We start from the raw sequence: 21,905 nt of genomic DNA on the forward strand, positions 1-21,905 counted from the left end.
GTGCAAACATTCAATCATTCCAGGCTGCCAGCCTTCAACACTCAGTCCTTACCTCAAACCTACTCAAACCTTGGTTGAACCCGCCTAGACTCAGAAGTCTCAGGCTACCCAAGTCTAGTGGTAACTAACACTGTCCTGTAGTATTCCCGAAAAATCACTTTCGGCAATGGTCCCGCTCGCAGAACAGAATCATTGCTGAGATCACTGCTGAGGAGACCCGCTTATGTTTCAACGCTATCAACTCCATCGACCGACTGGTTTAAGCTTGCCATATCCTTACTTGTATCACTGCACACAGCTAGCGATCGCGTTGGTTTCCAGTTGTGTGGTTGCCTTAGCAATGAAGCAGCCTAGTCTGGCCGCTTTTATCTCGCCCCAGCGTAGTCAGCAGGGAATGGTGGTGTCGGCTCATCCCCAGGCAAGCGATGCAGGGCTGACGATGTTGCGGCAGGGTGGCAATGCCGTAGATGCAGCCGTCGCTACAGCCTTTGTGATCTCAGTCGTAGAACCTTTTTCGGCGGGCATCGGTGGGGGTGGCTTCTTACTATTCCATGCGGGTAAAACGGGTGAAACCACAGCCCTTGACTTTCGCGAGCAAGCACCGCAATTAGCCACTCGCAATATGTTTTTGGATACGCAAGGACGAGTCCGCCCCCAAGCCAGTGTGGATGGACATCTAGCGGTGGCAGTGCCAGGAACGGTGGCGGGACTTTATGAAGTGCATCGCCGCTACGGCCAGTTGCCTTGGTCAAAAGTGGTCAATCCAGCGATTCAATTGGCGCAAGGCGGTTTTGAGATAACGCCTCGCTTTGTGGAGTCTGCCGCAGCTCGTAAAGCTGTAATTTTGCGAAATTCAGCAGCACGGCAAGTTTTTACTCGCGATGGTGTTTTCTATAAAGTCGGCGATCGCTTGGTGCAGCGCGACTTAGCTAAGACTTTGCAGGCGATCGCTCAAGATCCTCAAGCCTTTTATCGAGGCTGGATTGCGGCGGCGATCGCCCGTGATATGGCTAAAAATGGCGGCTTAATTACAGCTAAAGATCTCCAGCTTTATCACCCAACTTGGCGCACTCCGATTTGCGGCCCGTTTCGGCAATACCAAGTTTGCTCTATGCCACCCCCTTCGTCCGGGGGAGTTCACTTATTAGAAATTTTGAATATTGTGGGCGACGCCGACCTCAAGAGTTGGGGTTGGCACAGCCCTGATGCGTTGCATTTGCTGGCCAGCGCCATGCAGATTGCCTATGCCGATCGCGCGGTCTTTTTAGGCGATCCTAAGTTTGTCCAAGTTCCTGTTAACGCTCTGACCAGTCGAGCTTATGCGGCCACAAGGCGTCAAGAAATTCCACCTCGACAGGCCCGTTCCTCCAAAGTCGTTAAGGCGGTTGATCCAGCGGTTCTAAAACGGTTTATGACAACAGCTGAGTCTGATGATACGACTCACCTGACTGTAGTTGACCCAGCCCGCAATGCGGTCAGCCTCACCTTTACGGTCAACGGCCCGTTTGGAGCTGGAGTCGTGGCACCCGGCACAGGAATTTTGCTCAATAACGAAATGGATGATTTTGCGATCGCTCCTGGCATTCCCAATCTCTATGGGCTAGTGGGGAATGATGCCAATGCAGTTGCCCCTGGCAAAATTCCCCTATCCAGCATGACCCCAACCATCGTGACGGAGCGCGGAAAACTGCGCTTAGCCGTAGGCTCTCCCGGCGGTAGCACGATTATTACCACCGTCCTCCAGATCATTCTGAATGTTCTGGTCTATGACATGGATGCTGGGGCTGCCGTTTCTGCCTCTCGCATTCATCACCAATGGCTCCCCGACGAACTTAGGGTAGAACCTTGGGGACTGGATGCAGCCACGCTGAGGGACTTGCGACAACGTGGCTATCAGGTTCAGGAGCGATCTCCTTGGGGAAATGCCAACTTGATTGTGGTAGCGCCCAATGGAGAACTACAAGGAGCAGCCGATCCCCGTGGAGAAGGAGCGGCCCGAGGCTTATAACCTCAATCATGAAATTGATGGAACCGAGTTTGGTTTTAACTATAAGAGAGCTAGGCGTGGCGCAAAACTGCTGGAGCTTACGCAGCCCGCCGTACCACTTCTAGCTCTAGCATGGCGTCGATCATGGCCCAAGCCTTGCCTAAAGCTTCATTCAATTCAGTAACTCGAATGCCATAACGCACTTTGCCGCGTTGCCACTGCAACCATAAACCTCGATTTTGCTCTGATTGCTTCAAATAAATCGGGATGGTGTGGTAAGTCGTGTAGGGTTTTAAAGGAGCCATTACTAAAACCTCGATGCCAAAAATGGTGATATTTATTCAAAAAATAATTGTGGACTGCACCCAGGTAATCGTAAGAATTTAATGCTATCTATCCGTAGATTCTAGTGGAATGTTGAGGCAGCTCAATCTATCTTTTTAGATAAATTATTAATTCCCTCTAAAGATATATAGAAATGTAGCGATCGCTCTCGGTAGTTATTTTTTGTAGCCGTGGAATACAACTTAAAAGCTAGCTGAAATAGTTTTTAGTTAAATATAAATACTGACTCTTAAAGCTGTGCAAGTTTCTAGTAAATTTATCTTTTTAATAGAAAAAATTTAGCTAATCCTGAACTTCGGGGCTGACGGTGTTATGTTTACCAATTCACTTGGTGCAGCGCCTCTTACAACCCACCAACCTGAATCAATCTGATCCATCATTTAGGGTTGCTATATTCCTACTCAAATCTCAGAGTTGGCTGAAATTGAGGTGAGAGATTAGGATAGAGGCTTCGATCGCAGATTGCCGTGAGCAAATTGCAGTGAACAGATTGCAGCGAATAGAGCCTGACCGACTCATTTGGGAGTCAATGCTATAGAAGCTATGGAACTAACAATGACTCACGCCCTAAAAGAGTGGGCTGTTGCTGTCAGTGCCTTGATGCAAGGGCAAACCATTTTGCTACTGCGGAAGGGGGGCATCAAAGAGCAAGGAGGTACTTTTAGAGTGGCTCATGACTCAGTGGTGCTGTATCCCACCTATGAGCACCAAAAACCTGATTTGCTCAAACCTGCCTATGCCGCTCAAGTTCAACTTGTAACATCCGGTTGGCACCCTGAGACTGTGCCAATCAGCGCTTGGGCTCGAATTACCCACATTATTCAGGTTGTAGAGGCAGCAACTGTCGCTCAACTCCTGCCCTACCACATTTGGAATGAGCGGTTTGTTAGCGATCGCTTAAAGTGGAAACCCCGCACCCCGCTCTATCTCTTATTATTACGGACCTATCGCCTGCCTCAAACTCAAATGATTCCCTATCGTTTAGAGTATGGAGGTTGCCAGTCTTGGATTGATTTAGCTACTCCAATATCACTGGTTGACTCAACTCCAGTGCTCAGTGACGCAGAGTACGCTCGCCAAACTGAGGGGATTCAGGCGATGATCAACGAATCGATTGTGAAGACCACAGCAACTTCTTTATAAAATAGCGCTATCCCACGGACGCATTCCTCAATTAGCAGTCACAACTATGCCTAAGCAAAGAACTCGGTTAGCTCCTCGCACACCTGCTCGTGAAAGACAGCCTTTATCTTTTACCTTAGAAGATATTACACAAAGAGATTTCTTTGTCGCTTTAGGCATTTGGGTGATTTTAGAAGTTCTGGGTCTCGTGCTGTTTCCAGCCCTAGGACTCATTCAACCAGGCGATCGCTTGAATGGCTGGATCGCAACTAGTGTGCCAGTCGGAGTCATTGGGGCGTTTTTAGTCGGAGCAAGCTCCCAGTACATCAACGTCACCGTTGATCGCGCAGACAGAACCAATAAGCCTTTGCAGATTTTATTAGGACAAGCTGTGGGTTGGCTGGGTCTAGCTGGCGTGCTCTTCCCATTGCTTGTAGTAGCTGTTGAATTTTTCACTAAGACTCTTGGCAAAGCGGGCTGAAGCTGAGTTGCCGTTCTACCAGCGGAGCTACGTCTATTTCTTTGAGTCTGTGCTTAGCTGGGGCGCTAGCTCGCTGGTCAACTTACGGGTGATATAAATTACCAAGCTCTTTTTTCTTGACGTTCTTTATGCAAGCTTCATTATCGTTGCGCTGAGAGTTGGATTGATGAAGTTGGTGCCTGGGCTGAAGGAACTGTTCGCTTGAGTTGCGAATGGCCTGAAAGGAAAGCAACCGCAGCAGTAATGGCGATCGCGTGAATTACAACAGCGCTGCGAGAGGAGAAGGAGTCAGACATGACGACAACAGGAAATGAATGCCAATTTTGTTATGACATTCCCTCTAGCTCCTCCGGGTGATCCTACAGGTATTTCTCTGTAATCTCTGTCACAACTAGTCCTGTTCGGTCAAATTGTTCAACCAAATGTCTATGCAGTGGTGCGATGGCGATCGCTCAGTAGCTCTGTTGTTCCAGGATCTGTTGCCCCAAGATCAGTCATGACTTCTCAAATTCCCACGAACTCAGACCCCAACCTGTTCAATTCGCTCACGCCCGCTCCTTTACTCAACAAACCTTCGCTGGAATCTCTAGGCGAGTTGAGAACCAGAGCCTTAGAGCAGATCCGAGCGGGTTTGCGGCCTGGGCAGCAGCAAATGGCGGATTGGCGAGGTGGCCCTCTGGCAGTCTCAGCAGTTCCGGGTGCAGGAAAATCAACTGGGATGGCAGGGGCAGCAGCGATCGCGATCGCCCGTTACCAATTGCATAGCAGCCGTCAGCTGGTGGTCGTTACCTTTACCCGCTCGGCTGCCGCCAACATCAAGGCCAAAATTCGCCAAGCGCTGCGAACCATGTCTCTGCCTCAGGGTGGCTTTTTAGTACAGACATTGCACGGCCTAGCGTTGAACATTGCCACTCGCCATCCTGAGCTTTCTGGACTTAACTTAGAGCGTCTGACTTTAATCTCTCCGACGCAAAGTCACCGTTTAATTCGGGCTTGTATTGAGCAGTGGATTGCTGATCATCCGGCGCTATACCAGCGCTTGCTAGAAGGGCAACATTTTGACGGAGAAGAGACCGAACGGCTGCGACGGCAGTCAGTCCTACGAACCGAAGTCTTGCCAGAATTGGCGCAAACGGTCATCCATGAAGCAAAAAGTTCTGGCTTGCTGCCCCAAGATTTGCAGCGCTTAAGCACAGAGATTACATCTGATGAATATTCTGTCTTAGAAGTCGCAGCAGGGCTGTATGAGCGGTATCAAGCTTTGCTGCGATCGCGAGATTTTATCGACTACGACGAAATGATTTTGTCTGCTTTGCGAGTGCTAGACAATGACAGCGCTCGTCAGCTTTGGCAAACTCAAACATTCGCTGTGTTTGAAGACGAAGCCCAAGATTCCACACCGCTTCAAACCAAGCTACTGGAGATCCTATCTACTAATCCCAGCGATGCTGAGCAATTACCCAACTTAGTGCGGGTAGGTGATCCCAACCAAGCAATCAACTCTACCTTCACCCCGGCTGACCCCATTTTCTTTCGCGACTTCTGCGAAAATTGCAGCACCCAAGACCGACTCGTGACGATGGATCAAGCGGGTCGCAGCACCCAGGTCATTATTGATGCCGCTAATTTTGTCTTGGCCTGGGTGAATCGTACCTATGGAGCTCCGCGATCGCAGACCTCGCTAGCTGCCAACAGCACTACCTTACCTTTCCGACCCCAGCACATTCGCCCGGTTGATCCCGAAGATCCTCAACCGGATGCCAACCCAACCCCTACGGGGCGAGGTCTAGAGCTATATACTCCCCGCGACACCTATCACACCGTGGAGCTGATTGGGCAGCGGGTGATCGAGCTGTTTGCTCAAGATCCCCAAACACAAGCGGCCATCTTAGTCCGCGAAAACAAACAGGGACGCTTTATCGCGGAGCGTCTAAGTTATCTCAAGCCAGACTACGGCATTGAAGTTTATGATGTCGGCGATCGCGATCGACATTCGCGAGTTCCAGGGGAGATCCTGGCGCTGCTGCAATTCATCGATCGCCCTCATTCTCCCGATAACTTAAAAGCAGCACTCACGGTTTTAGTAGAGCGGCAGTTGATTCCATCGCAAGATTTGAATGCGATCGCCAGCCTACCAGAGCAGTTTCTATATCCTGGACCGCTTGATCCCCCGCAAAGCGATCCGGTGCAGAAAGCCCGACGTTTTTGTACGAGTTTGCTGCGAGCCCGCTTGGAATTACCCCATTATCAATTCATTTCTTTCCTGGCTTTGGCGCTGAACTATGACCAAGCTGAACTGGCCACCGCAGATAAGCTAGCCGAACGCATCGCGCAGCAAACAGTGGGAGATAGCTCCATGACTGCAATGTTGATGCGGCTGAGCGAAATCGTTAGTTCAGAAAAATTTGAACCTGTGGAAACAGAAAACTCAGAAGCTCGTTACACGCGATCGGGCCAACTGACGATTATCACGATGCACAAGGCCAAAGGATTGGATTGGGATTATGTATTTCTCCCCTTTCTACATGAGCAAACGATCCCTGGCGGTCTGAGGATTCTGCCTCAATCCCAATTTCTTGGCGATTTTACGCTCTCTGAGGTTGCTCGCGCCCAGATTCGCGCTAGCCTACATGGTCAGTTTCCCCTCCCTGATGTTGCGACTGCATGGGAGCGAGCGGGACATCTGAAACTAGCCGAAGAGTTTCGTCTACTCTACGTCGCCATGACCCGCGCCAAACGGTTGCTCTGGATGTCAGCAGCCCAAAAGGCACCCTTTACCTGGAGTAAGCCTAACAATTTAGAAGACAAAAAGCCCTGCCCCGTGCTACCCGCGCTAAAGCGCCAGTTTCCTGAGGCAGTAGTCCCCTTGTAACCCCTTATAAAAACCAGGCTATGCATAATTGCCTGTAAGGACGAACAACCGTTCGCCCCTACGAAAATGAAAAATGCGATCGCCCTTAGATTTCTCTAGAGTTGCGATCGCACCAAGGTTTATTTTGCGCAGCGGATAATCAAGGCTTATTGGAAATTCTTAGGGCCTTGATAACCTGACAATTCAGCCAGCTTTTGTAGAGATTGGGTTCCCCCGAAAAACTGTCCATTCACTTCCCAGGTAGGATAGCCTTCAATCTTCTGAGCTTTGCAGACTTCAGGTTGAGCATTCTGTCCGCTCGGATCACATTCAATGTAATTGATTTGTTTGGCACCTTCACGACCAAACAGTTGCTTCTGGTCATTGCAATGGGGACACCAGTAAGCGCCATACATTTTGGCCCCAACTTGGGTGAGATGCTTTGCTAGCGCGATTTGGGCAGGGTTAGAAGAGGTTGTTACTAGGGCACCAGCTTCTCCAGCGCCAGAACCAGAGGCATTGGTATTCCCAGCCCCATCGATATTGGCGTAAACTCCCAGCGTCCCGACTAAGGTCACTAGTCCAACCGCCACACCTGTGAAAAAGATTTGACCCACATCCTCCCAGGTTCGCCCTAAGACTGTTAGGACGAGAAAACTAACTGAGAATAGCGCCGATGCTAGACAGTAGAGGCACAACGCTTTGATCTCAAATGCCAGCAGGTACATTAAGTAGCCGCTAAACACTGTCATGGCTGTGCCGATCGCTAGCATTAGCGGCCAAGTCCAGTTCTCTAAATTAGAGCGCAGATCTTTATTGGCTGAAGCATTCACAAGTAAAGGCGCGATCGCCAAAATCCCCATGCTGGCGTAGCCCAAAAAGCCAAATAAGGTCAGTGGCAAACCAAATACTGTGGCGTAAGGGCTAGAAAGTACCTGCTCACAACCGCTCGTTGGGCAGGCAGCAGACCCTCCCGCCAGTTTGGTAATGGTTAGGTAGCCTGTTCCTAAAGCTCCCACAGCCGCGATCGCGGCAATAATTAACCGAGACCAGCGATGAATCCAAGGAGTAGAACGTCGGCGTCTCATAAAACCCCTATGCAATTAACTGAACTTGATCATTGCCAATTTAGCTTATAGCAACCCATCTAGTGAGTTACCACTCCAATGTTTATTAGAGTCTTATTCCGAATAAGAATGAGCCGTAACTGAAGGCATGGACTTGGCTTGCCCTTTCATCGCTAAACTGCGACGCATTGATTCCACAAAGCGGCTCACCCGAATTGGGTCTACAGGCTGTTCAATGCGACCATGCCGTTTTAGCGAGCTGGAGACAATCACCCCATCCGCTGCTTGAATCAAAGTCGGAATATTTTCCCAATCCGCACCACTACCAATAAATACAGGCGTGCCATTTGCTGCCGCAGTCGCCAGTTCCAAATCTTCTAGGCTAGGAGGACTGCCTGTGGACCAACCAGACAAAATCACCCCATCCGCTAAACCGCGCTCAATGGTTTCTTGCACCGCTGTAGTCAAATTAGGTGATCCCAGGGGTCGGGCGTGCTTCACCAACACATCTGCCAGGATTTTGACATTGCTGCCCAGTTCTCGACGATAGCGTAAGAGTTGATGCGCTTGCCCTTCGATCAGACCTTGATCCGTTGCCATCACCCCAGTCAACACGTTGACGCGAATAAAGTGAGCTTGCACACAAGTCGCGATCGCCATCGCACTCTGAGCATCATTACGCAAGACATTGATCCCGATGGGCACTGTCACTAGGTGCATCAGCCGTTGCACAATCAAGCTCATGGCACTCACCACCGCCGGATCAACCCGATCTTTGGCGAAGGGAGCATCAAAAAAATTTTCGACGATAATGCCGTCTACGCCACCGGATGCCAAAGCCGTGGCTTCCTGCTCGGCGCGATCGATCACAGCTTTGAGGCTCCCCCCCCAACGCGGCGAGGCTGGTAAAGGCAGCAAATGCACAACACCAATGATGGGATTAGCGGTTTTGAATATGTGATTTAAGTCCACTTGCTTCAAATATCTCGGACTCAGCGGCAAAGGTCAGATAATCAAAATGATAACTTCTTACCGCGCTTCTATTCGCCGCAAAAATTGATTCGCTAGATTACCTTTGACCCCACGCTTCTGTATCACAGACAAACTGTAAGCCTGTCTCAGACTTGCGATCGCTTTTGCAAAATCACTTTAATTAGCTTAGATAAGGCCTAAGTGAGCCTCAACCAGTTGCCAGGACTAATCGTCATTGAAGCAGCTTAATATGTTGTAACCGTCAAATTGTGCGATATGATGAACATTCGTGCTTATTTAGCGATTGCAGTCAACGGCCTCCATCGGAAAGCAAACCAGCGGGGGTGGAAAGGCGATCGCAACACCCTTAACGACCTGACCTATCCCTGTCTCAACGCTTACTCAATACTTACCGAATTCTGAACTTCATGGGCAATAAGCCAACTATTTCCGTCGCACATTTAGGCTGCGAGAAAAATCGGATTGATACTGAACATATGCTCGGTCTGCTCGTGGAAGCAGGCTATCAAGTTGACACCAACGAAGACTTAGCTGATTACGTCATCGTCAACACTTGCAGTTTTATTCAAGCGGCGCGAGAAGAATCTGTCCGCACCATTGTGGAACTGACTGAAGCCAACAAGAAAGTGGTAATTACAGGCTGTATGGCGCAGCATTTCCAACAAGAACTGTTGGATGAGTTACCCGAAGCAGTCGCTTTAGTGGGTACAGGCGACTACAACAAAATCGTTAACGTGATTCAGCGGGTAGAAACAGGTGAGCGCGTCAAAGAAGTAACGGCAGAGCCGACTTACATTGCTGATGAAACCACGCCTCGTTACCGTACTACCACCGAGGGCGTAGCTTATCTGCGGGTGGCAGAGGGTTGCGACTACCGCTGTGCGTTTTGCATTATTCCGCACCTGAGAGGCAATCAGCGATCGCGCACCATTGAATCGATTGTGGCCGAAGCGGAACAATTAGCAGCCGAAGGGGTGCAAGAGATAATATTGATCTCTCAAATCACCACCAACTATGGTTTGGATATCTATGGCGAGCCGAAACTGGATGAATTGCTGCGGGCTTTAGGGAAAGTCAATGTGCCTTGGATTCGCATGCACTATGCCTATCCGACCGGGCTTACTCCCAAAGTTATTACCGCCATTCAAGAAACTTCTAACGTTCTGCCCTACCTAGATTTGCCGTTGCAACATTCTCACCCAGAAATTCTGCGGGCGATGAATCGGCCTTGGCAAGGTCGCGTCAACGACAGCATCATTGAGCGGCTGAAAACTGCTCTACCAGATGCGGTTCTACGCACCACCTTTATTGTCGGCTTCCCAGGGGAAACCGATGAGCATTTCGAGCACTTGTTGCAGTTCGTCGAGCGGCACGAATTTGATCATGTCGGTGTGTTTACCTTTTCAGCCGAAGAGGGCACTCCTGCCTATAGCCTGCCAAATCAAGTACCACAAGCTATAATGGATCAGCGTCGTGATGCGTTGATGGCTCTTCAACAACCCATTTCCTTGAAGAAGAATCAAGCTGAGATTGGGAAAACCGTTAACGTTCTGATTGAGCAAGAAAATCCTGAAACTGGCGAGTTGGTTGGGCGTTCTGCTCGCTTTGCTCCAGAAGTTGACGGTGTTGTCTACGTTCAAGGCGAGGCAGCACTGGGAACCTTAGTTCCAGTTACGATTGCCGACGCTGATGTTTACGATCTTTATGGTTGCGTTGCACCCTAACAAAAATTAAGGTTGGACAATTTTGTCACTTAGGTCGTAAAATTTCTTAATATGACAGCTATTGACCAAGCGCTCATAAGCGCTGGTTAGTTACAAGAACCTTGGCAAGACCAGGTAGAGGGTTCTAGCCGCAAGTCTTTAATGGCAATGTACCTGTTTAGGAGGGTACAGCTTGCAAATTGCCGAAGTGGATAAAACCTTCTAGATCAATACGCTCAGTCTTTGGCAGGGTTCAAACGGCGGACGGCATCCCGTCGAAGCTCGTTGAGGGTGAAGTCAATTCGACTCCCTACGATACGAGAAAACTGCAACCAAGCTTTTCATGCTTGGGGCGGGAGTATGCCATGCGATTCATGACCCTTATTTACTAAACTGCATGACTCTTTCGTTTCAAAGTCTTGGCCTCTCTGAAGCCCGCGTTCAACATCTAGAAAAGATCGGTTTTACCACTCCCAGTGCAATTCAAGCCCAAGCCATTCCTCATCTGTTGGCAGGCCGTGACGTAGTAGGCCAAGCCCAGACGGGTACAGGTAAAACTGCTGCCTTCTCGCTGCCCATCCTAGAGCAGATCGATTTGAATGCTGTAGGGGTGCAGGCCTTGATCCTAACTCCCACTCGTGAGTTGGCTGTTCAAGTCAGCCAAGCCATTCGCACCTTTAATGATGAGCGACGACTGCACATTCTACCGATTTATGGTGGTCAAGCGATCGATCGTCAAATCATGCGCCTCAGACAAGGCGTACAGGTAGTGGTAGGAACTCCGGGACGAGTGTTAGATTTACTCGACCGTGGCGACCTCAAACTCAATCACCTGCGTTGGTTGGTGTTGGATGAAGCTGATGAAATGCTCAATATGGGCTTCATCGATGACGTGGAAAAAATCCTGACTCAGGTGCCCACAGAGCGTCATACTGCTTTCTTCTCGGCCACCATGCCCCCTTCGATTCGCAAGTTGGTCAACCGATTCTTGCGATCGCCCATCACGGTCACGATTGAGCAGCCCAAAGCCGCTCCTTCTCGGATTAACCAAGTTGCTTATATGGTGCCCCGTGGCTGCACCAAAGCTAGAGCTTTGCAACCGATTCTGGAACTAGAAGATCCTGAATCCGCGTTGATCTTTGTGCGGACTCGTCGCGCTGCGGCGGAACTCACTAGCCAACTGCAAGGCGCAGGTCATAGCGTGGATGAATATCACGGTGACCTGAGCCAAAGCCAACGGGAGCGCCTCCTACATCGCTTCCGGGAGACTCAAGTTCGTTGGGTTGTGGCTACCGACATTGCCGCTCGGGGTATCCACGTCGATGACCTGACTCATGTCATTAACTACGATTTGCCCGATAGCGTTGAGAACTATGTTCACCGGATTGGTCGGACAGGTCGTGCAGGCAAAGAAGGAACTGCAATCTCTCTGATTCAACCCCTGGATCGCCGCAAACTGCGCGATATTGAGCGTCACATCCGCCAATCTCTGGAAATTCGCTCGATCCCCACTCGGGCTATGATTGAAGCGCGTCACATTGAGAAGCTGCAAGCGCAATTGCGTGAAGCACTAGCTGGTGAGCGGATGGCTTCCTTCTTGCCTATCGTGGCGCAACTGGGTGAAGAGTACGACTCCCACGCGATCGCTGCTGCTGCCCTGCAAATGATTTACGATCGCAGTCGTCCTACTTGGATGCAATCTGAGGCTTATGAGGATATCGTGACTGACGACAAGCCTCGTCTCAACTCTGGCTCCAAGCCCAAGCCAGTCAAGAAAGTGATCAAAACTTCTCCTGCACCTCAAGCCTCTGGTTCCAAAAACGGCTAATCATCTCCGCGTTCAAACATGAATAGATTCCCCCCTTGTCCCAAGTTAGACAAGGGGGTTTCTTTTTTGAAGATATCTCCACAAATTAACCCCGTAGCGTGTGTTAGGCGAAGCTGTAACGCACGGGCAAAGGTGCGTGTGCTAGCACTCACGGTACCCTACGAATTATTTGGTATTGCTTGAACTGCTGATTCAGGGATTAAGGCTATCTCCTAAACGAGCCACCATTTCGGTGCGGGTGGAGACGTTGAGCTTTCGGAACATGCGTTTTAGGGCTTGTTTTACGGTGTTTTGAGTGATCCAGAGCTTTTCACCGATCTCTGCATTTGTCAGTCCTTGGGCGACTAGTTCCGCAATTTGTTGCTCCCGCTCGGTGAGGCGATCGCTAATAGATGGCTGCAAGCGAGGGGATGCTTGGGGTCGAAAAACGGCCAAACGAGCTGAAAGATGCAAACATAAACCGCTCAAACTCGCTAAATCTTGTAAGTTGAACGCCGGAGCATCGCTGGCACGAGTGAAATAAGCGCCACCAATTAAGCGGCCATGATTGACGATCGGCCCCATCATCACGTGTTCTTGGTCGTAGTAGGCATAACAATTTTGGTATAGCTCTGATTCTTTCCAATCGTTGCCCGCAAACACTACTCCCTCGTGAGTGGGCGCATGGTGCTCAAACACATAGCGCAACACGGGATCAGTGCTGCGACCAATTTTCTCGTAGCGCTGCACGAAAGCATCTACATTCGGGCCGCCTTGAATATCTACTTCTGCTGCTTGAGATTGCTCATTCAGCAGACACAAGCCCCAGCATTCGGCACCAAAATATTCACCTGCTTCTTTCATAAATAACAGGCGGAGCGCTTTTTCATCGGAGGCGGCAGCGATCGCTTGAAAGAAGTTATGGGGAGATTTGCCCATTAATCAAGGTGTACCCACTTGAGGTCTATGCAGTCTGAGTGCCTGCCTTCTATCTTAAGAATAAGAAACAAAAGCAGAAGACGTAGGAAAAACCCATGACAGTCGCACAAGTATCCGCTCCAGAGCTTTTTAGAGCTGCTTACGAAAATCGCTACACCTGGGATAAGAGCTTCCCTGGCTACACCGCTGATGTCACCTTGAAGCAAGACGATCAGGTATTTACTGGCAAAGCGCGAGTCAGCGCTGGCTTTAAGCCCGAAGTCGAAGGAATCGAGGACGAGGACGCTAAGCAGGCGATTCACGGCCAACTGTTTGAAATTGCCATTCACCGAGTTCGCCGCACCTTTGAAGAAACCCACGGCAAAAACAGCTTCTCCTTTGGTAATACCGATGAGACGGGTGCTGTGGAAATTTTGATGGGGGGCAAGGCAGAAGGCGATCGCTATAAAGTGCGGGATAACGAGGTGTGCTTGGTGCACCGTCACATCCACGGCGTTGTAGTTACGATCAACACTTTCAGCAGCCACGACACGGGTGAAGGCTACCTGTCTCACCGCTATGACTCGGTTTACCACGATCCCCAGACGGGTGAGCAGAAAGGTGGCAAGAGCCTATTTGAAGATGAATACGAGAAGGTGGGTAACTTCTATATCCTGAGCCGTCGAGCAATTTCTACCGAAACCGATGGTCAAACTTCTGTTCAGGAGTTCCTCTTCTCAAATATTCAACTATTAGAAGCAACTGCCTAAGCATTCACGTTAGGTTGAGGTCAGAAAGCCCAACCTACAAAAGCCACAGGAACAACAGATAGGGACGGGCTGAGCAGAAAAGTGATTACTAAAATCAGCATTTTAGGCAAAACCCGCCCCTACCACTAAGGCAATCGAATGACTGCAATTAAACGGCTTTGTGAGCCTGATGCTTTAAGTTTTTGGTTTGTGAGTAGAGGCGACATGCAGCTCCTTGAGTTGCTTGTCATCCACGCCCGAAGGCGCACTGGTTAGCAGACAACGAGCTTGCTGCGTTTTTGGGAAGGCGATCGCGTCTCGAATCGACTCTTCACCCGCCAACAACATCACCAAGCGATCGAGTCCATAGGCAATGCCACCATGAGGCGGAGTGCCGTACTCAAAGGCTTCGATTAAGAAGCCAAACTTACTTTGAGCTTCCTCTTCGGGTAAACCAATGGTCTCGAAGACTTGGGCTTGCAAATCAGGTTGATAGATCCGCAGGCTACCACCCCCAACTTCAAAGCCGTTGAACACCAAGTCGTAGGCTTGAGCGCGAGCTGTTTTTAGGTCATTGCGGTCGTCTGGGTGGGGTGCGGTGAAGGGATGGTGCAGCGCTTCGAGGCGCTTCTCGTCAGCATTCCACTCAAACATGGGGAAATCGACGATCCAGAGTAGATTGATCTTTTCGGGATCAACTAGATTCAGTTCTTGGGCAATTACTTGGCGGAGGCGATCGAGGGTTTTGTTTACCAAGTCGGTTGGACCAGCGCCAAACAGCAACAAATCACCTGCTTTAGCGCCAGTACGGGCCAGTAACTCTTGCTTTTGCTCAGCAGTTAAGTTGTCCTTAATGGCGCCAATGGTGTCAATTTCGCCATCTTCGCGCACGCGGATGTAAGCTAGCCCCTTAGCTCCAGCGTTGCAAGCTTCTTGGAATAAGTCACCACCGGGTTTAATCCGCACGTTGGAAATAGCGTCGTTGCCACCAGGAATCGGCAGTACTTTGACAATGCCGCCACTTGTCACTGCTCCAGAAAACACTTTGAAGCCAGAATCCTTGACCAAATCGGAGACTTCTACTAGTTCTAGGTCGTAGCGGGTGTCAGGCTTATCAGAACCATAGCGATCCATCGCCTCTTTATAGGTCAGCCGGGGGAATGGTCTAGGCAAATCAATCCCTTTAACGGTCTTAAACAAATGGCAAACTAAGTCTTCGTTTAGAGTCAGAATTTCCTCTTGCGACATGAAACTCATTTCCATGTCCAGTTGAGTAAATTCAGGTTGGCGATCGGCCCGTAAATCTTCGTCGCGGAAACAGCGAGCCACTTGGTAGTAGCGATCGAACCCTGACACCATCAGCAATTGCTTGAACAACTGCGGCGACTGCGGCAGCGCGAACCAATCTCCGGGGTTGACGCGGCTGGGCACTAAGTAATCCCGTGCACCTTCCGGGGTGGAGCGAGTCAGGATCGGCGTTTCAACTTCGATAAAATCTTTGGCATCTTCTAGATAGCGCCGCAATGTTTTGATGATTTCATGCCGCAGCCGCAGATTGCGATTCATGCGATCGCGCCGCAAATCTAAGTAGCGATATTTCAGGCGTAAATCTTCTCGTACAGCCTCGTTGTCTGCCGTAGAAACCTGGAAGGGAAGTTGCTTGCGAACCGCATTCAACAGCTCGACCTGATCAGCGTAGATTTCAATTTCTCCCGTGGGCAGCCGAGGATTGAGCGAGTCATCAGGGCGGCGAGTCACCCGACCCGTGACTTGGATGACATACTCGTTGCGGAAATCACCCGCTGGCTCGTAAGAATTGGGGGTGCGTTCCGGATCGCTGACAATTTGGACAATGCCAGTGCGATCGCGTAGGTCTAGAAAGATCACACCCCCGTGATCGCGGCGACGGTCTACCCATCCACACAGCGTGACAGTCTCTCCAATATTTTCTGCTCGGAGTTGGCCGCAATAATGGGTTCGCATAGCTAATGATTCAGAGTTCTTGCTTTTCAGAATTAATGAAATTGAAGGTGAGGCTCAGGAGAAGCTGCCAAAAGTGCAGTACGTCCTAGGGATGTTTAGCGAAACCTTCCCATTATCCAGCATTTTGCTTGCGCTTCTATCACTGAGTCTGAGCTGAATGGGATGAAGGGTTTGTCTGGAGTGCCCAAGGGTGGATAGCCCAATCAAAGCTAGATCCTGTTCAACCCCATTCATAAAAGTAGGGGCACGAAAAAACCGTACCCCCAAAATTTGTGGAATGTTGGACTGCCACGTAGCAATCCTATGGGTCATGCACCTAAGCCTGAACAGTTCGCTTTACTTAGGACGGGTAGCCATTAAGCTATTCCAAGCGAGTCTAGCTGCATCTGCAAGTTGAAAACCAACGGACTCAATTTCACCTAGAATGACGTGCCAGCTTTTATCAGCTTCTTTTTGTAAGGTTTGAATCGTCTGCTCCAAATGCTGGGGATCGATCATCAATTGGCTTTGTTCGACTGCTATTCTCGCTTGGCGGACGGCGTTAAGGTAAGCATCACGGCTGAGATCGCCCGCAGATTGCACTTCCGCTTGAGCGCGCTTCCGAATGGCTGCGATCAACGCTTGAGTTTCGCGTTTAATTTCGTCATCTTCCTCAGTTAGTTCAACGGTCACGATCGCATCGGTTTGGGAATTGACCAGCGCCGTATTTTCGCCAGAAGTGGATGGAGGATGGATTTCGACAACGACGGTTTCTGCGTTCGTTGGTTCATCAGAACTCATAAAGGGCCTCCAAAGCGGGTAAGGCTAAGTAATTAGGATGGCTGACGCAATTAGTAATGATGCGACAAATCCAATCTAACCAGTTTGGCGAGATTTGGCAGGTAAACAGGACACAGAATCATCAGGCAGCCAATTCATGATGATCGGTCGCTGGGTACCTTGGGACTGCTGCCTTGTTCTAAGTGCCAAAGATTTTGGACCCGTGGTACTCGCTGAGAATGGAATGCTTGCTGGGTTAATGTTTCTCGAAAATTTCGTGAAGGCTCTAGCAAAAAGACATCACTGAACTCTTGGATTACTTGCTGAGAAACGATCGGTTGCTGAGGTTCTAAGGTTAGTCGCAATTTTACGTCCGGTTCTAGAAGATGGCTCAAAGCAAGTACCTCACCAAAACTAGAATCGCTGATCACGAGGGAATGAGGAGACTGATTAATGACTCGTGCGATCGCTGGATTTGCATTGCTGCTGTATTTGTGCCACCAAGTGGTTGCCGACGTACTAGTAGCGCAAGAGATAATGCCAAGGCCTACGAGAATAGCTAATAGCGATCGCCAAAAGTAGGGGAAATCGCTTTTAGGGGCGAAAATCTTGACGCTCAACAAGTAAGTAACCGCAAGTTGAATGGCGATATAGCAAGGAATCAAATAGCGGTTGATCAGCGATCGCCGTCCTCCACCTATCAAATCCGGTGCTGTAAAAGCAAATAAGGTGACACCTAGTAGCGTGGCAATAAACAACCAAGTTGGCTTAGGAGCGTTACGGAGCACGAAGTAAAGTGAGTAGCCCACTAGTACCAAAATTGGCAGTATCAGGTAGGTAAGCGGGTTTTTTAAGCTAAACTGCACATCTAAAAATAAGCGACTGAGGTTTAAGGCCCAAATTTTAATAAAAGCTGACAAAGGAATAGGTGTGGCAGTCCAGCCTACTCCATCAATTTGCTTAAGGTATGGCAGCCAGGGTAGGAAACCGACGAAGGCTATCAGAGAACTAGCTAAGTAAGCTTTCCAAGTTTTGTTCAGCCGCCAACCCTGGGTAAGCAAGACGTAGAGTCCATGACTCACAACGACTAATCCTTGGAGGATGCATGTGTAGAATCCAAGGACGATGGTGAGGCTATATACTCCCCAACTTACTTTGGTTTGCTGTCTTAAAGCACTGAGTAGAGCGGCACTGCAGAGCACAACTATTGCGGTCCATAAGCTATACTCCCTGGCTTCCTGGGCATAAAGCACATGAAAGGGAGATACGGCAAATAAGGCGATCGCAGTCCAACCTGGAACTGCCAAGCCAAACAATTCTCGACAAAGCCAATAAAGGCTTGGAAAGATTAATAAACTTAGAAACGCAGATAAACTTCTTAAGGTTGCAATGGAAGTGCCAAATATCTTGAGCCAAAACCAACCTAGCAAATAATAAAGTGGTGGATGCTGAGGATCATTTGTTGCAAGTTGTTTGACAGTATCTAAAGCGTTTCTGTTAGGGCTAGGGAATTGATATTTGGAGATATCACTAGCCCTAAGAGTTTGACCATTAAAAATACTTGCAATTATTTCAGTTCGAGAGTGACCTGAAAGCCAAAGCGAAGTGTAAGCCTCATCTTTCCAATAAACTTTTTGTCCTAAATTGACAAATCGGAAGCAAATGCCTAGCACTAGCAAAAAAATACACAAAAATTTTAGCCAGTGAGAAACTGTGCTTGAGTTTGCCCATGCTTGTTTGGTAAAAGGTTTAGCGTTCATTGAGGAGTATTGGATGAAAAAGAACAAAATTGAATCTGTATTTGCTCGTTATTTCCGTAAAAAAGATGACGGAGTTGCGCTTTAAGGGTTAGATATGGTGCTGACGCAGGTTTGCTCTGACTGCTACACATCCTAATCCTTGTTAAGTGTTTTGCTTCCTTAATAGGCTGACCCGAGAATAGTGTTGACACGAGTGTTGTACTTTATGGGGTTGTTAGTGTTTCAAGACCCTGCACTTCGAACTCCGATCGCGATTAGTTTAGGGGCGATCGCGGGGGCTCTCAGCCGCTACTACTTGACAGTTTGGTTTACCCAACGCTTTGGCACGAGCTTTCCTTATGGAACGTTTGTCATTAATCTAACGGGTTGCTTGGGCATGGGATTTTTCTCGACTCTGGCTTTAGAGCGGATTGTTGCCATTTCCTTCGAGCTGCGCTTGTTAGTGACCACTGGGTTTCTCGGTGCCTACACCACCTTTTCTACCTATGGTTTGGAGACGGTAAGCTTATTGCGGAACCAGAATCTGTGGTATGCGGGTTTGTATGGGGTGGGCAGTGCCGTGCTGGGAGTGATCAGCATTCAGCTAGGTACAATTTTGGCTCGTGGGCTGAAGTAGAAGCAGGCTATACCGATTGCCTACCACTGACCCGTAGACTGAAGGTAGCAAGTGACGTACTCCTAAGTTGAGGAAATCCGCCTTGACTGAATATCTCTCCTCTCCGTTGCCATCTACTTCGCGAACCGAACTTAGACAGTTGGTGCGATCGCAACTCCAAGCCCTGCTAGAACAAGGAAATTTGCCAGGGGCCAAAGCGTTGTTGGTGCCTGTGCAAGCCCCTGATGCTGCCGAGGCGATCGAGGGTTTGCCTGAAACCCTGCAAGTAATTGCCTTTCGCTTATTACCTAAAAGTGAGGCGATCGAAGTTTATGAGTATCTAGATTCTTCGGTGCAGCAAGCTCTAGTTCAGGAGTTTAAGCGTCAGGAAGTCTTGGACATTGTCGATAAAATGTCTCCTGATGATCGAGTGCGCTTGTTCGATGAATTACCCGCTAAGATTGTCACCCGCCTGCTGGAGCAGCTAAGTCCTTTAGAGCGCCAATCCACTGCTTTGCTATTGGGTTACGAACCAGGCACAGCAGGGCGAATTATGACACCTGAGTATATTTCCTTAAAAGAAAGCTTTACGGTCTTCCAAGCCTTAGAACGGATTCGCAGTCTCGCCAAATATACCGAGACAATTTATTACCTTTATGTAACGGATGCAGCCCGCTGTTTGACAGGCACTCTGTCACTGCGAGAATTGGTAGTGGCACAACCCCAACAAACGATTGGGGAAATCATGACTCGCGATGCGCTCTCTGTACAGACAGATACAGACCAAGAAGAAGTGGCTCGACTGATTCAACGCTATGACTTTTTGGCGGTTCCCGTGGTAGATACGGAGCGGCGGCTGGTAGGGATTGTTACGGTCGATGATGTGCTCGACATTTTGGAGCAAGAGACGACCGAAGACATCTACGCGCTAGGTGGCGTGCAGTCGGATGGCGACAACTATTTCCAAACTAATTTGTTTACCGTAGCGCGGCGACGAGTTGTCTGGCTCTTTGTCCTGCTGCTCACGAATACGGTGACTGGCACGATTATTAAAGCGCAAGAAGAACTGTTGCAGCAGGTAGTAACGTTGGCGGCCTTTATTCCCTTACTCACAGGCACGGGAGGCAACGTCGGGGCTCAGTCCTCTACGGTGGTGATTCGAGGCTTGAATACAGAGGATATTCGGCTGAAAGAAGCGCTACGAATTATTCGGCGGGAGGCGATCGCAGGGATTTTACTCGGCCTAATTTTGGGGAGTATCACGATCGTCTGGGCCTATTTTCTCCAGGGCAATTTAATGGTCGCCATAGCGGTAGGGATCAGTTTGCTCGCGATCGCGCTATTAGCTTCCGTGTCTGGCTCGGCTCTACCCTTTCTGTTTCGTTCTCTAGGGCTTGATCCAGCTCTGATGTCAGCTCCTTTCATTACTACTGCCGTAGATGTACTAGGCGTACTGATCTACTTCAGTTTGGCACGGCTAATTTTGCGGCTGTAGAGTGTGCCTGTCAGTAAAGACAAAATAAAAATGAAGGCTGGGTTAGCAAGCCTTCACTTAAATCTCAAGTATTCATGACTATCAACCTTGCAACAAACAGCTCCTGGCTATAAGCTTCCGACTATAAACTAAAGACATCTCAGTTCTCAATCAAATCCACCAGGCAGGCTCTAGTTCGGAGCTGTTGTTTAACAGGTTTGTATCTATGCAGCCTGCTTGGTTTTCCGACGAGATGCTGCTAAAGCCGCAGCAGCGAAACCTAAACCAGCTAAGGTCGCAGGCTCAGGAACGCTGGCTGGAGGTTGTTCTACAGGAGGACGACCCACATGGTTGAACTGGCCAGTGCCAGTTAAGCCAGCCGCAACCAGCGTGCCATTCATTTGACCATTATTAAACTCAAACTTGGCTTTGGGAGCTAGGATGCTACCTTCAATTCCTACCGCAGAAGCCGTAATGTTGGTTGCTTCAAAGAAGTTGAATAGAATATTTTGCTTGTCAACGCCTTTTAGCGAGAAACCAAAATTCTGGAAGGAAACATTTTTACCGCTGACGTTAACAATGAAGTTACCGGAGCCTTCGAAGCTCAAACCTGTAGCGTTTGCTAAATCAGTGCCTTCCAAATCAAAGACATTGGTAGAGCCTGTGCCCGCTAAATTAATTCCGCCCCAGGATGTCACTTCTGCATCAGTTGCAGTGCTAGACAAATAGGATTGCGACAGATTCACTAGAGATTGACCCGCTTTGCCAAAGTCGATGGGGTTGCCTGACTTCAGTGCACCACCTTGGAAGTCAACGCTAGTTAGATTTGCGGTGCCACCCACAACGGCATTGCCGTACACTGTGCCATTTTTGAAGTCAAGATCGTCACCCACTACTAGGGCATCGCCACCTTGGTCCTTAAGGCCAACGCTGTAGTTACGCAGGGTGGCATCACCAGCGATCGCCATTTTGCCTTCAGTGTCTGAATCTAGATTCACATCACCCAGCACAAAAACGTTATATCCGGTTGCGGCACCTAAGTTGACGGTAGCAGCACTGACCTGGGTAGAAAAACCAAGAACTGCAGTGGCTCCTGCAGCCACTACGGGCACCCATGAGAAGAAAGCTTTAGTGTTCATAGCGGTGGACTACGAAAGGTTACGTAAGTTACAAACTCATCCTATTCAGGGAATCTACGGAAAACAATCTCAAAAAACGGTTGTCTATACACTCTTTATAAACAAACGTTGTTTTATAAAGCTGATATAAAAAATGCTGGCCTTTAGAGCTTGTGATATTGCTAGATATACG

General features: G+C 49.2%; 20 protein-coding genes. 11 read left to right on the plus strand and 9 right to left on the minus strand.

What is annotated here, in order from left to right:
* Positions 1–223: 223 nt before the first annotated feature.
* Complete coding sequence (gene ggt / locus H6F68_RS26380) at positions 224–2,008, plus strand: gamma-glutamyltransferase (RefSeq protein ID WP_242065664.1); 1,785 nt, start codon at positions 224–226, stop codon at positions 2,006–2,008.
* A gap of 77 nt (positions 2,009–2,085) precedes the next feature.
* Here the strand turns inward: ggt and H6F68_RS26385 are convergent, their stop codons facing one another.
* Entirely contained in the window at positions 2,086–2,292 is a 207-nt protein-coding gene (locus tag H6F68_RS26385; protein ID WP_190436828.1) for a hypothetical protein, read from the minus strand.
* Between the two features lie 595 nt (positions 2,293–2,887).
* Here H6F68_RS26385 and H6F68_RS26390 point away from each other — a divergent pair.
* Both H6F68_RS26390 and H6F68_RS26395 read left to right on the plus strand, forming a co-directional pair.
* A complete protein-coding gene (locus tag H6F68_RS26390) occupies positions 2,888–3,475 on the plus strand; it encodes a DUF1802 family protein (RefSeq protein WP_242065665.1) in 588 nt (195 codons plus the stop codon).
* 46 nt (positions 3,476–3,521) lie between these two features.
* Positions 3,522–3,935: a hypothetical protein gene (locus H6F68_RS26395; protein WP_190436831.1), complete on the plus strand. Its 414-nt coding sequence runs from the start codon at positions 3,522–3,524 to the stop codon at positions 3,933–3,935.
* A 140-nt stretch (positions 3,936–4,075) separates the two neighbouring features.
* On the opposite strand, the gene H6F68_RS26400 is transcribed toward H6F68_RS26395, so the two are convergent.
* Entirely contained in the window at positions 4,076–4,231 is a 156-nt protein-coding gene (locus H6F68_RS26400; RefSeq protein ID WP_190436834.1) for a hypothetical protein, read from the minus strand.
* A 200-nt stretch (positions 4,232–4,431) separates the two neighbouring features.
* Between H6F68_RS26400 and H6F68_RS26405 the strand changes: the two genes are divergently transcribed.
* Complete coding sequence (locus tag H6F68_RS26405) at positions 4,432–6,807, plus strand: ATP-dependent helicase (protein WP_190563650.1); 2,376 nt, start codon at positions 4,432–4,434, stop codon at positions 6,805–6,807.
* A 146-nt stretch (positions 6,808–6,953) separates the two neighbouring features.
* Here H6F68_RS26405 and H6F68_RS26410 read toward each other — a convergent pair whose 3' ends face one another.
* Together H6F68_RS26410 and btpA are read right to left on the minus strand one after the other, a co-directional pair.
* The gene (locus H6F68_RS26410; protein WP_190563652.1) at positions 6,954–7,874 is read right to left on the minus strand and encodes a vitamin K epoxide reductase family protein; all 921 of its coding nucleotides are present in this window, start codon (positions 7,872–7,874) and stop codon (positions 6,954–6,956) included.
* 93 nt (positions 7,875–7,967) lie between these two features.
* On the minus strand, positions 7,968–8,825 hold the full coding sequence (gene btpA, locus H6F68_RS26415; protein ID WP_190437025.1) for a photosystem I biogenesis protein BtpA: 858 nt from the start codon (positions 8,823–8,825) through the stop codon (positions 7,968–7,970).
* 276 nt (positions 8,826–9,101) lie between these two features.
* Here btpA and H6F68_RS26420 point away from each other — a divergent pair, with 276 nt between their 5' ends.
* The 3 genes from H6F68_RS26420 to H6F68_RS26430 all read left to right on the plus strand — a co-directional run bounded on the left by H6F68_RS26420 (position 9,102) and on the right by H6F68_RS26430 (position 12,377).
* Positions 9,102–9,248, plus strand: a complete 147-nt coding sequence (locus H6F68_RS26420) for a hypothetical protein (RefSeq protein WP_190551454.1) — start codon at positions 9,102–9,104, stop codon at positions 9,246–9,248.
* Positions 9,249–9,253: 5 nt separating this feature from the next.
* Complete coding sequence (gene rimO, locus H6F68_RS26425; RefSeq protein WP_190563654.1) at positions 9,254–10,570, plus strand: 30S ribosomal protein S12 methylthiotransferase RimO; 1,317 nt, start codon at positions 9,254–9,256, stop codon at positions 10,568–10,570.
* A gap of 376 nt (positions 10,571–10,946) precedes the next feature.
* Positions 10,947–12,377: a DEAD/DEAH box helicase gene (locus tag H6F68_RS26430; protein WP_190436852.1), complete on the plus strand. Its 1,431-nt coding sequence runs from the start codon at positions 10,947–10,949 to the stop codon at positions 12,375–12,377.
* A gap of 192 nt (positions 12,378–12,569) precedes the next feature.
* On the opposite strand, the gene H6F68_RS26435 is transcribed toward H6F68_RS26430, so the two are convergent.
* On the minus strand, positions 12,570–13,295 hold the full coding sequence (locus tag H6F68_RS26435; RefSeq protein WP_190563656.1) for a LuxR C-terminal-related transcriptional regulator: 726 nt from the start codon (positions 13,293–13,295) through the stop codon (positions 12,570–12,572).
* Between the two features lie 95 nt (positions 13,296–13,390).
* Between H6F68_RS26435 and H6F68_RS26440 the strand changes: the two genes are divergently transcribed.
* Positions 13,391–14,044, plus strand: coding sequence for a DUF3386 domain-containing protein (locus H6F68_RS26440; protein ID WP_190563658.1), 654 nt, complete (start codon positions 13,391–13,393; stop codon positions 14,042–14,044).
* A gap of 174 nt (positions 14,045–14,218) precedes the next feature.
* On the opposite strand, the gene aspS is transcribed toward H6F68_RS26440, so the two are convergent.
* The 3 genes from aspS to H6F68_RS26455 all read right to left on the minus strand — a co-directional run bounded on the left by aspS (position 14,219) and on the right by H6F68_RS26455 (position 18,525).
* Positions 14,219–16,006, minus strand: coding sequence for an aspartate--tRNA ligase (gene aspS, locus H6F68_RS26445; RefSeq protein ID WP_190563660.1), 1,788 nt, complete (start codon positions 16,004–16,006; stop codon positions 14,219–14,221).
* A gap of 336 nt (positions 16,007–16,342) precedes the next feature.
* On the minus strand, positions 16,343–16,786 hold the full coding sequence (locus H6F68_RS26450) for a hypothetical protein (RefSeq protein WP_199300364.1): 444 nt from the start codon (positions 16,784–16,786) through the stop codon (positions 16,343–16,345).
* A 134-nt stretch (positions 16,787–16,920) separates the two neighbouring features.
* Positions 16,921–18,525, minus strand: coding sequence for a glycosyltransferase family 39 protein (locus tag H6F68_RS26455; protein ID WP_190563662.1), 1,605 nt, complete (start codon positions 18,523–18,525; stop codon positions 16,921–16,923).
* Here H6F68_RS26455 and H6F68_RS29525 point away from each other — a divergent pair.
* The 3 genes from H6F68_RS29525 to mgtE all read left to right on the plus strand — a co-directional run bounded on the left by H6F68_RS29525 (position 18,479) and on the right by mgtE (position 20,615).
* Positions 18,479–18,610 (plus strand): hypothetical protein, encoded by a 132-nt coding sequence (locus tag H6F68_RS29525; protein WP_277876171.1) that lies wholly within the window; start codon positions 18,479–18,481, stop codon positions 18,608–18,610. The genes H6F68_RS26455 and H6F68_RS29525 overlap by 47 nt on opposite strands.
* 108 nt (positions 18,611–18,718) lie before the next feature.
* Positions 18,719–19,141 carry a fluoride efflux transporter CrcB gene (gene crcB, locus H6F68_RS26460; RefSeq protein ID WP_313930260.1) on the plus strand — a complete coding sequence of 141 codons (423 nt, stop codon included), beginning with the start codon at positions 18,719–18,721 and terminating at the stop codon, positions 19,139–19,141.
* Between the two features lie 82 nt (positions 19,142–19,223).
* Positions 19,224–20,615 carry a magnesium transporter gene (gene mgtE, locus H6F68_RS26465; protein ID WP_190551441.1) on the plus strand — a complete coding sequence of 464 codons (1,392 nt, stop codon included), beginning with the start codon at positions 19,224–19,226 and terminating at the stop codon, positions 20,613–20,615.
* 203 nt (positions 20,616–20,818) lie between these two features.
* Here mgtE and H6F68_RS26470 read toward each other — a convergent pair whose 3' ends face one another.
* Positions 20,819–21,733, minus strand: a complete 915-nt coding sequence (locus H6F68_RS26470) for a choice-of-anchor A family protein (protein WP_190563665.1) — start codon at positions 21,731–21,733, stop codon at positions 20,819–20,821.
* Positions 21,734–21,905: the final 172 nt, after the last annotated feature.

Origin of the sequence: Trichocoleus sp. FACHB-262, from assembly GCF_014696035.1 — a bacterium.
In the GTDB taxonomy this organism is placed as follows: domain Bacteria; phylum Cyanobacteriota; class Cyanobacteriia; order FACHB-46; family FACHB-46; genus Trichocoleus.

Bases quoted from the DNA above. Each gene is read 5' to 3' on its own strand.
- ggt (WP_242065664.1), top strand. From the start codon at position 224: ATGTTTCAACGCTATCAACTCCATCGACCGACTGGTTTAAGCTTGCCA.
- H6F68_RS26410 (WP_190563652.1), bottom strand. From the start codon at position 7,874: ATGAGACGCCGACGTTCTACTCCTTGGATTCATCGCTGGTCTCGGTTA.
- H6F68_RS26385 (WP_190436828.1), bottom strand. From the start codon at position 2,292: ATGGCTCCTTTAAAACCCTACACGACTTACCACACCATCCCGATTTAT.
- H6F68_RS26405 (WP_190563650.1), top strand. From the start codon at position 4,432: ATGACTTCTCAAATTCCCACGAACTCAGACCCCAACCTGTTCAATTCG.
- H6F68_RS26420 (WP_190551454.1), top strand. From the start codon at position 9,102: ATGATGAACATTCGTGCTTATTTAGCGATTGCAGTCAACGGCCTCCAT.
- H6F68_RS26455 (WP_190563662.1), bottom strand. From the start codon at position 18,525: ATGAACGCTAAACCTTTTACCAAACAAGCATGGGCAAACTCAAGCACA.
- H6F68_RS26450 (WP_199300364.1), bottom strand. From the start codon at position 16,786: ATGAGTTCTGATGAACCAACGAACGCAGAAACCGTCGTTGTCGAAATC.
- H6F68_RS26470 (WP_190563665.1), bottom strand. From the start codon at position 21,733: ATGAACACTAAAGCTTTCTTCTCATGGGTGCCCGTAGTGGCTGCAGGA.
- H6F68_RS26440 (WP_190563658.1), top strand. From the start codon at position 13,391: ATGACAGTCGCACAAGTATCCGCTCCAGAGCTTTTTAGAGCTGCTTAC.
- aspS (WP_190563660.1), bottom strand. From the start codon at position 16,006: ATGCGAACCCATTATTGCGGCCAACTCCGAGCAGAAAATATTGGAGAG.
- H6F68_RS26390 (WP_242065665.1), top strand. From the start codon at position 2,888: ATGACTCACGCCCTAAAAGAGTGGGCTGTTGCTGTCAGTGCCTTGATG.
- H6F68_RS26430 (WP_190436852.1), top strand. From the start codon at position 10,947: ATGACTCTTTCGTTTCAAAGTCTTGGCCTCTCTGAAGCCCGCGTTCAA.
- H6F68_RS26395 (WP_190436831.1), top strand. From the start codon at position 3,522: ATGCCTAAGCAAAGAACTCGGTTAGCTCCTCGCACACCTGCTCGTGAA.
- H6F68_RS26435 (WP_190563656.1), bottom strand. From the start codon at position 13,295: ATGGGCAAATCTCCCCATAACTTCTTTCAAGCGATCGCTGCCGCCTCC.
- rimO (WP_190563654.1), top strand. From the start codon at position 9,254: ATGGGCAATAAGCCAACTATTTCCGTCGCACATTTAGGCTGCGAGAAA.
- H6F68_RS26400 (WP_190436834.1), bottom strand. From the start codon at position 4,231: ATGTCTGACTCCTTCTCCTCTCGCAGCGCTGTTGTAATTCACGCGATC.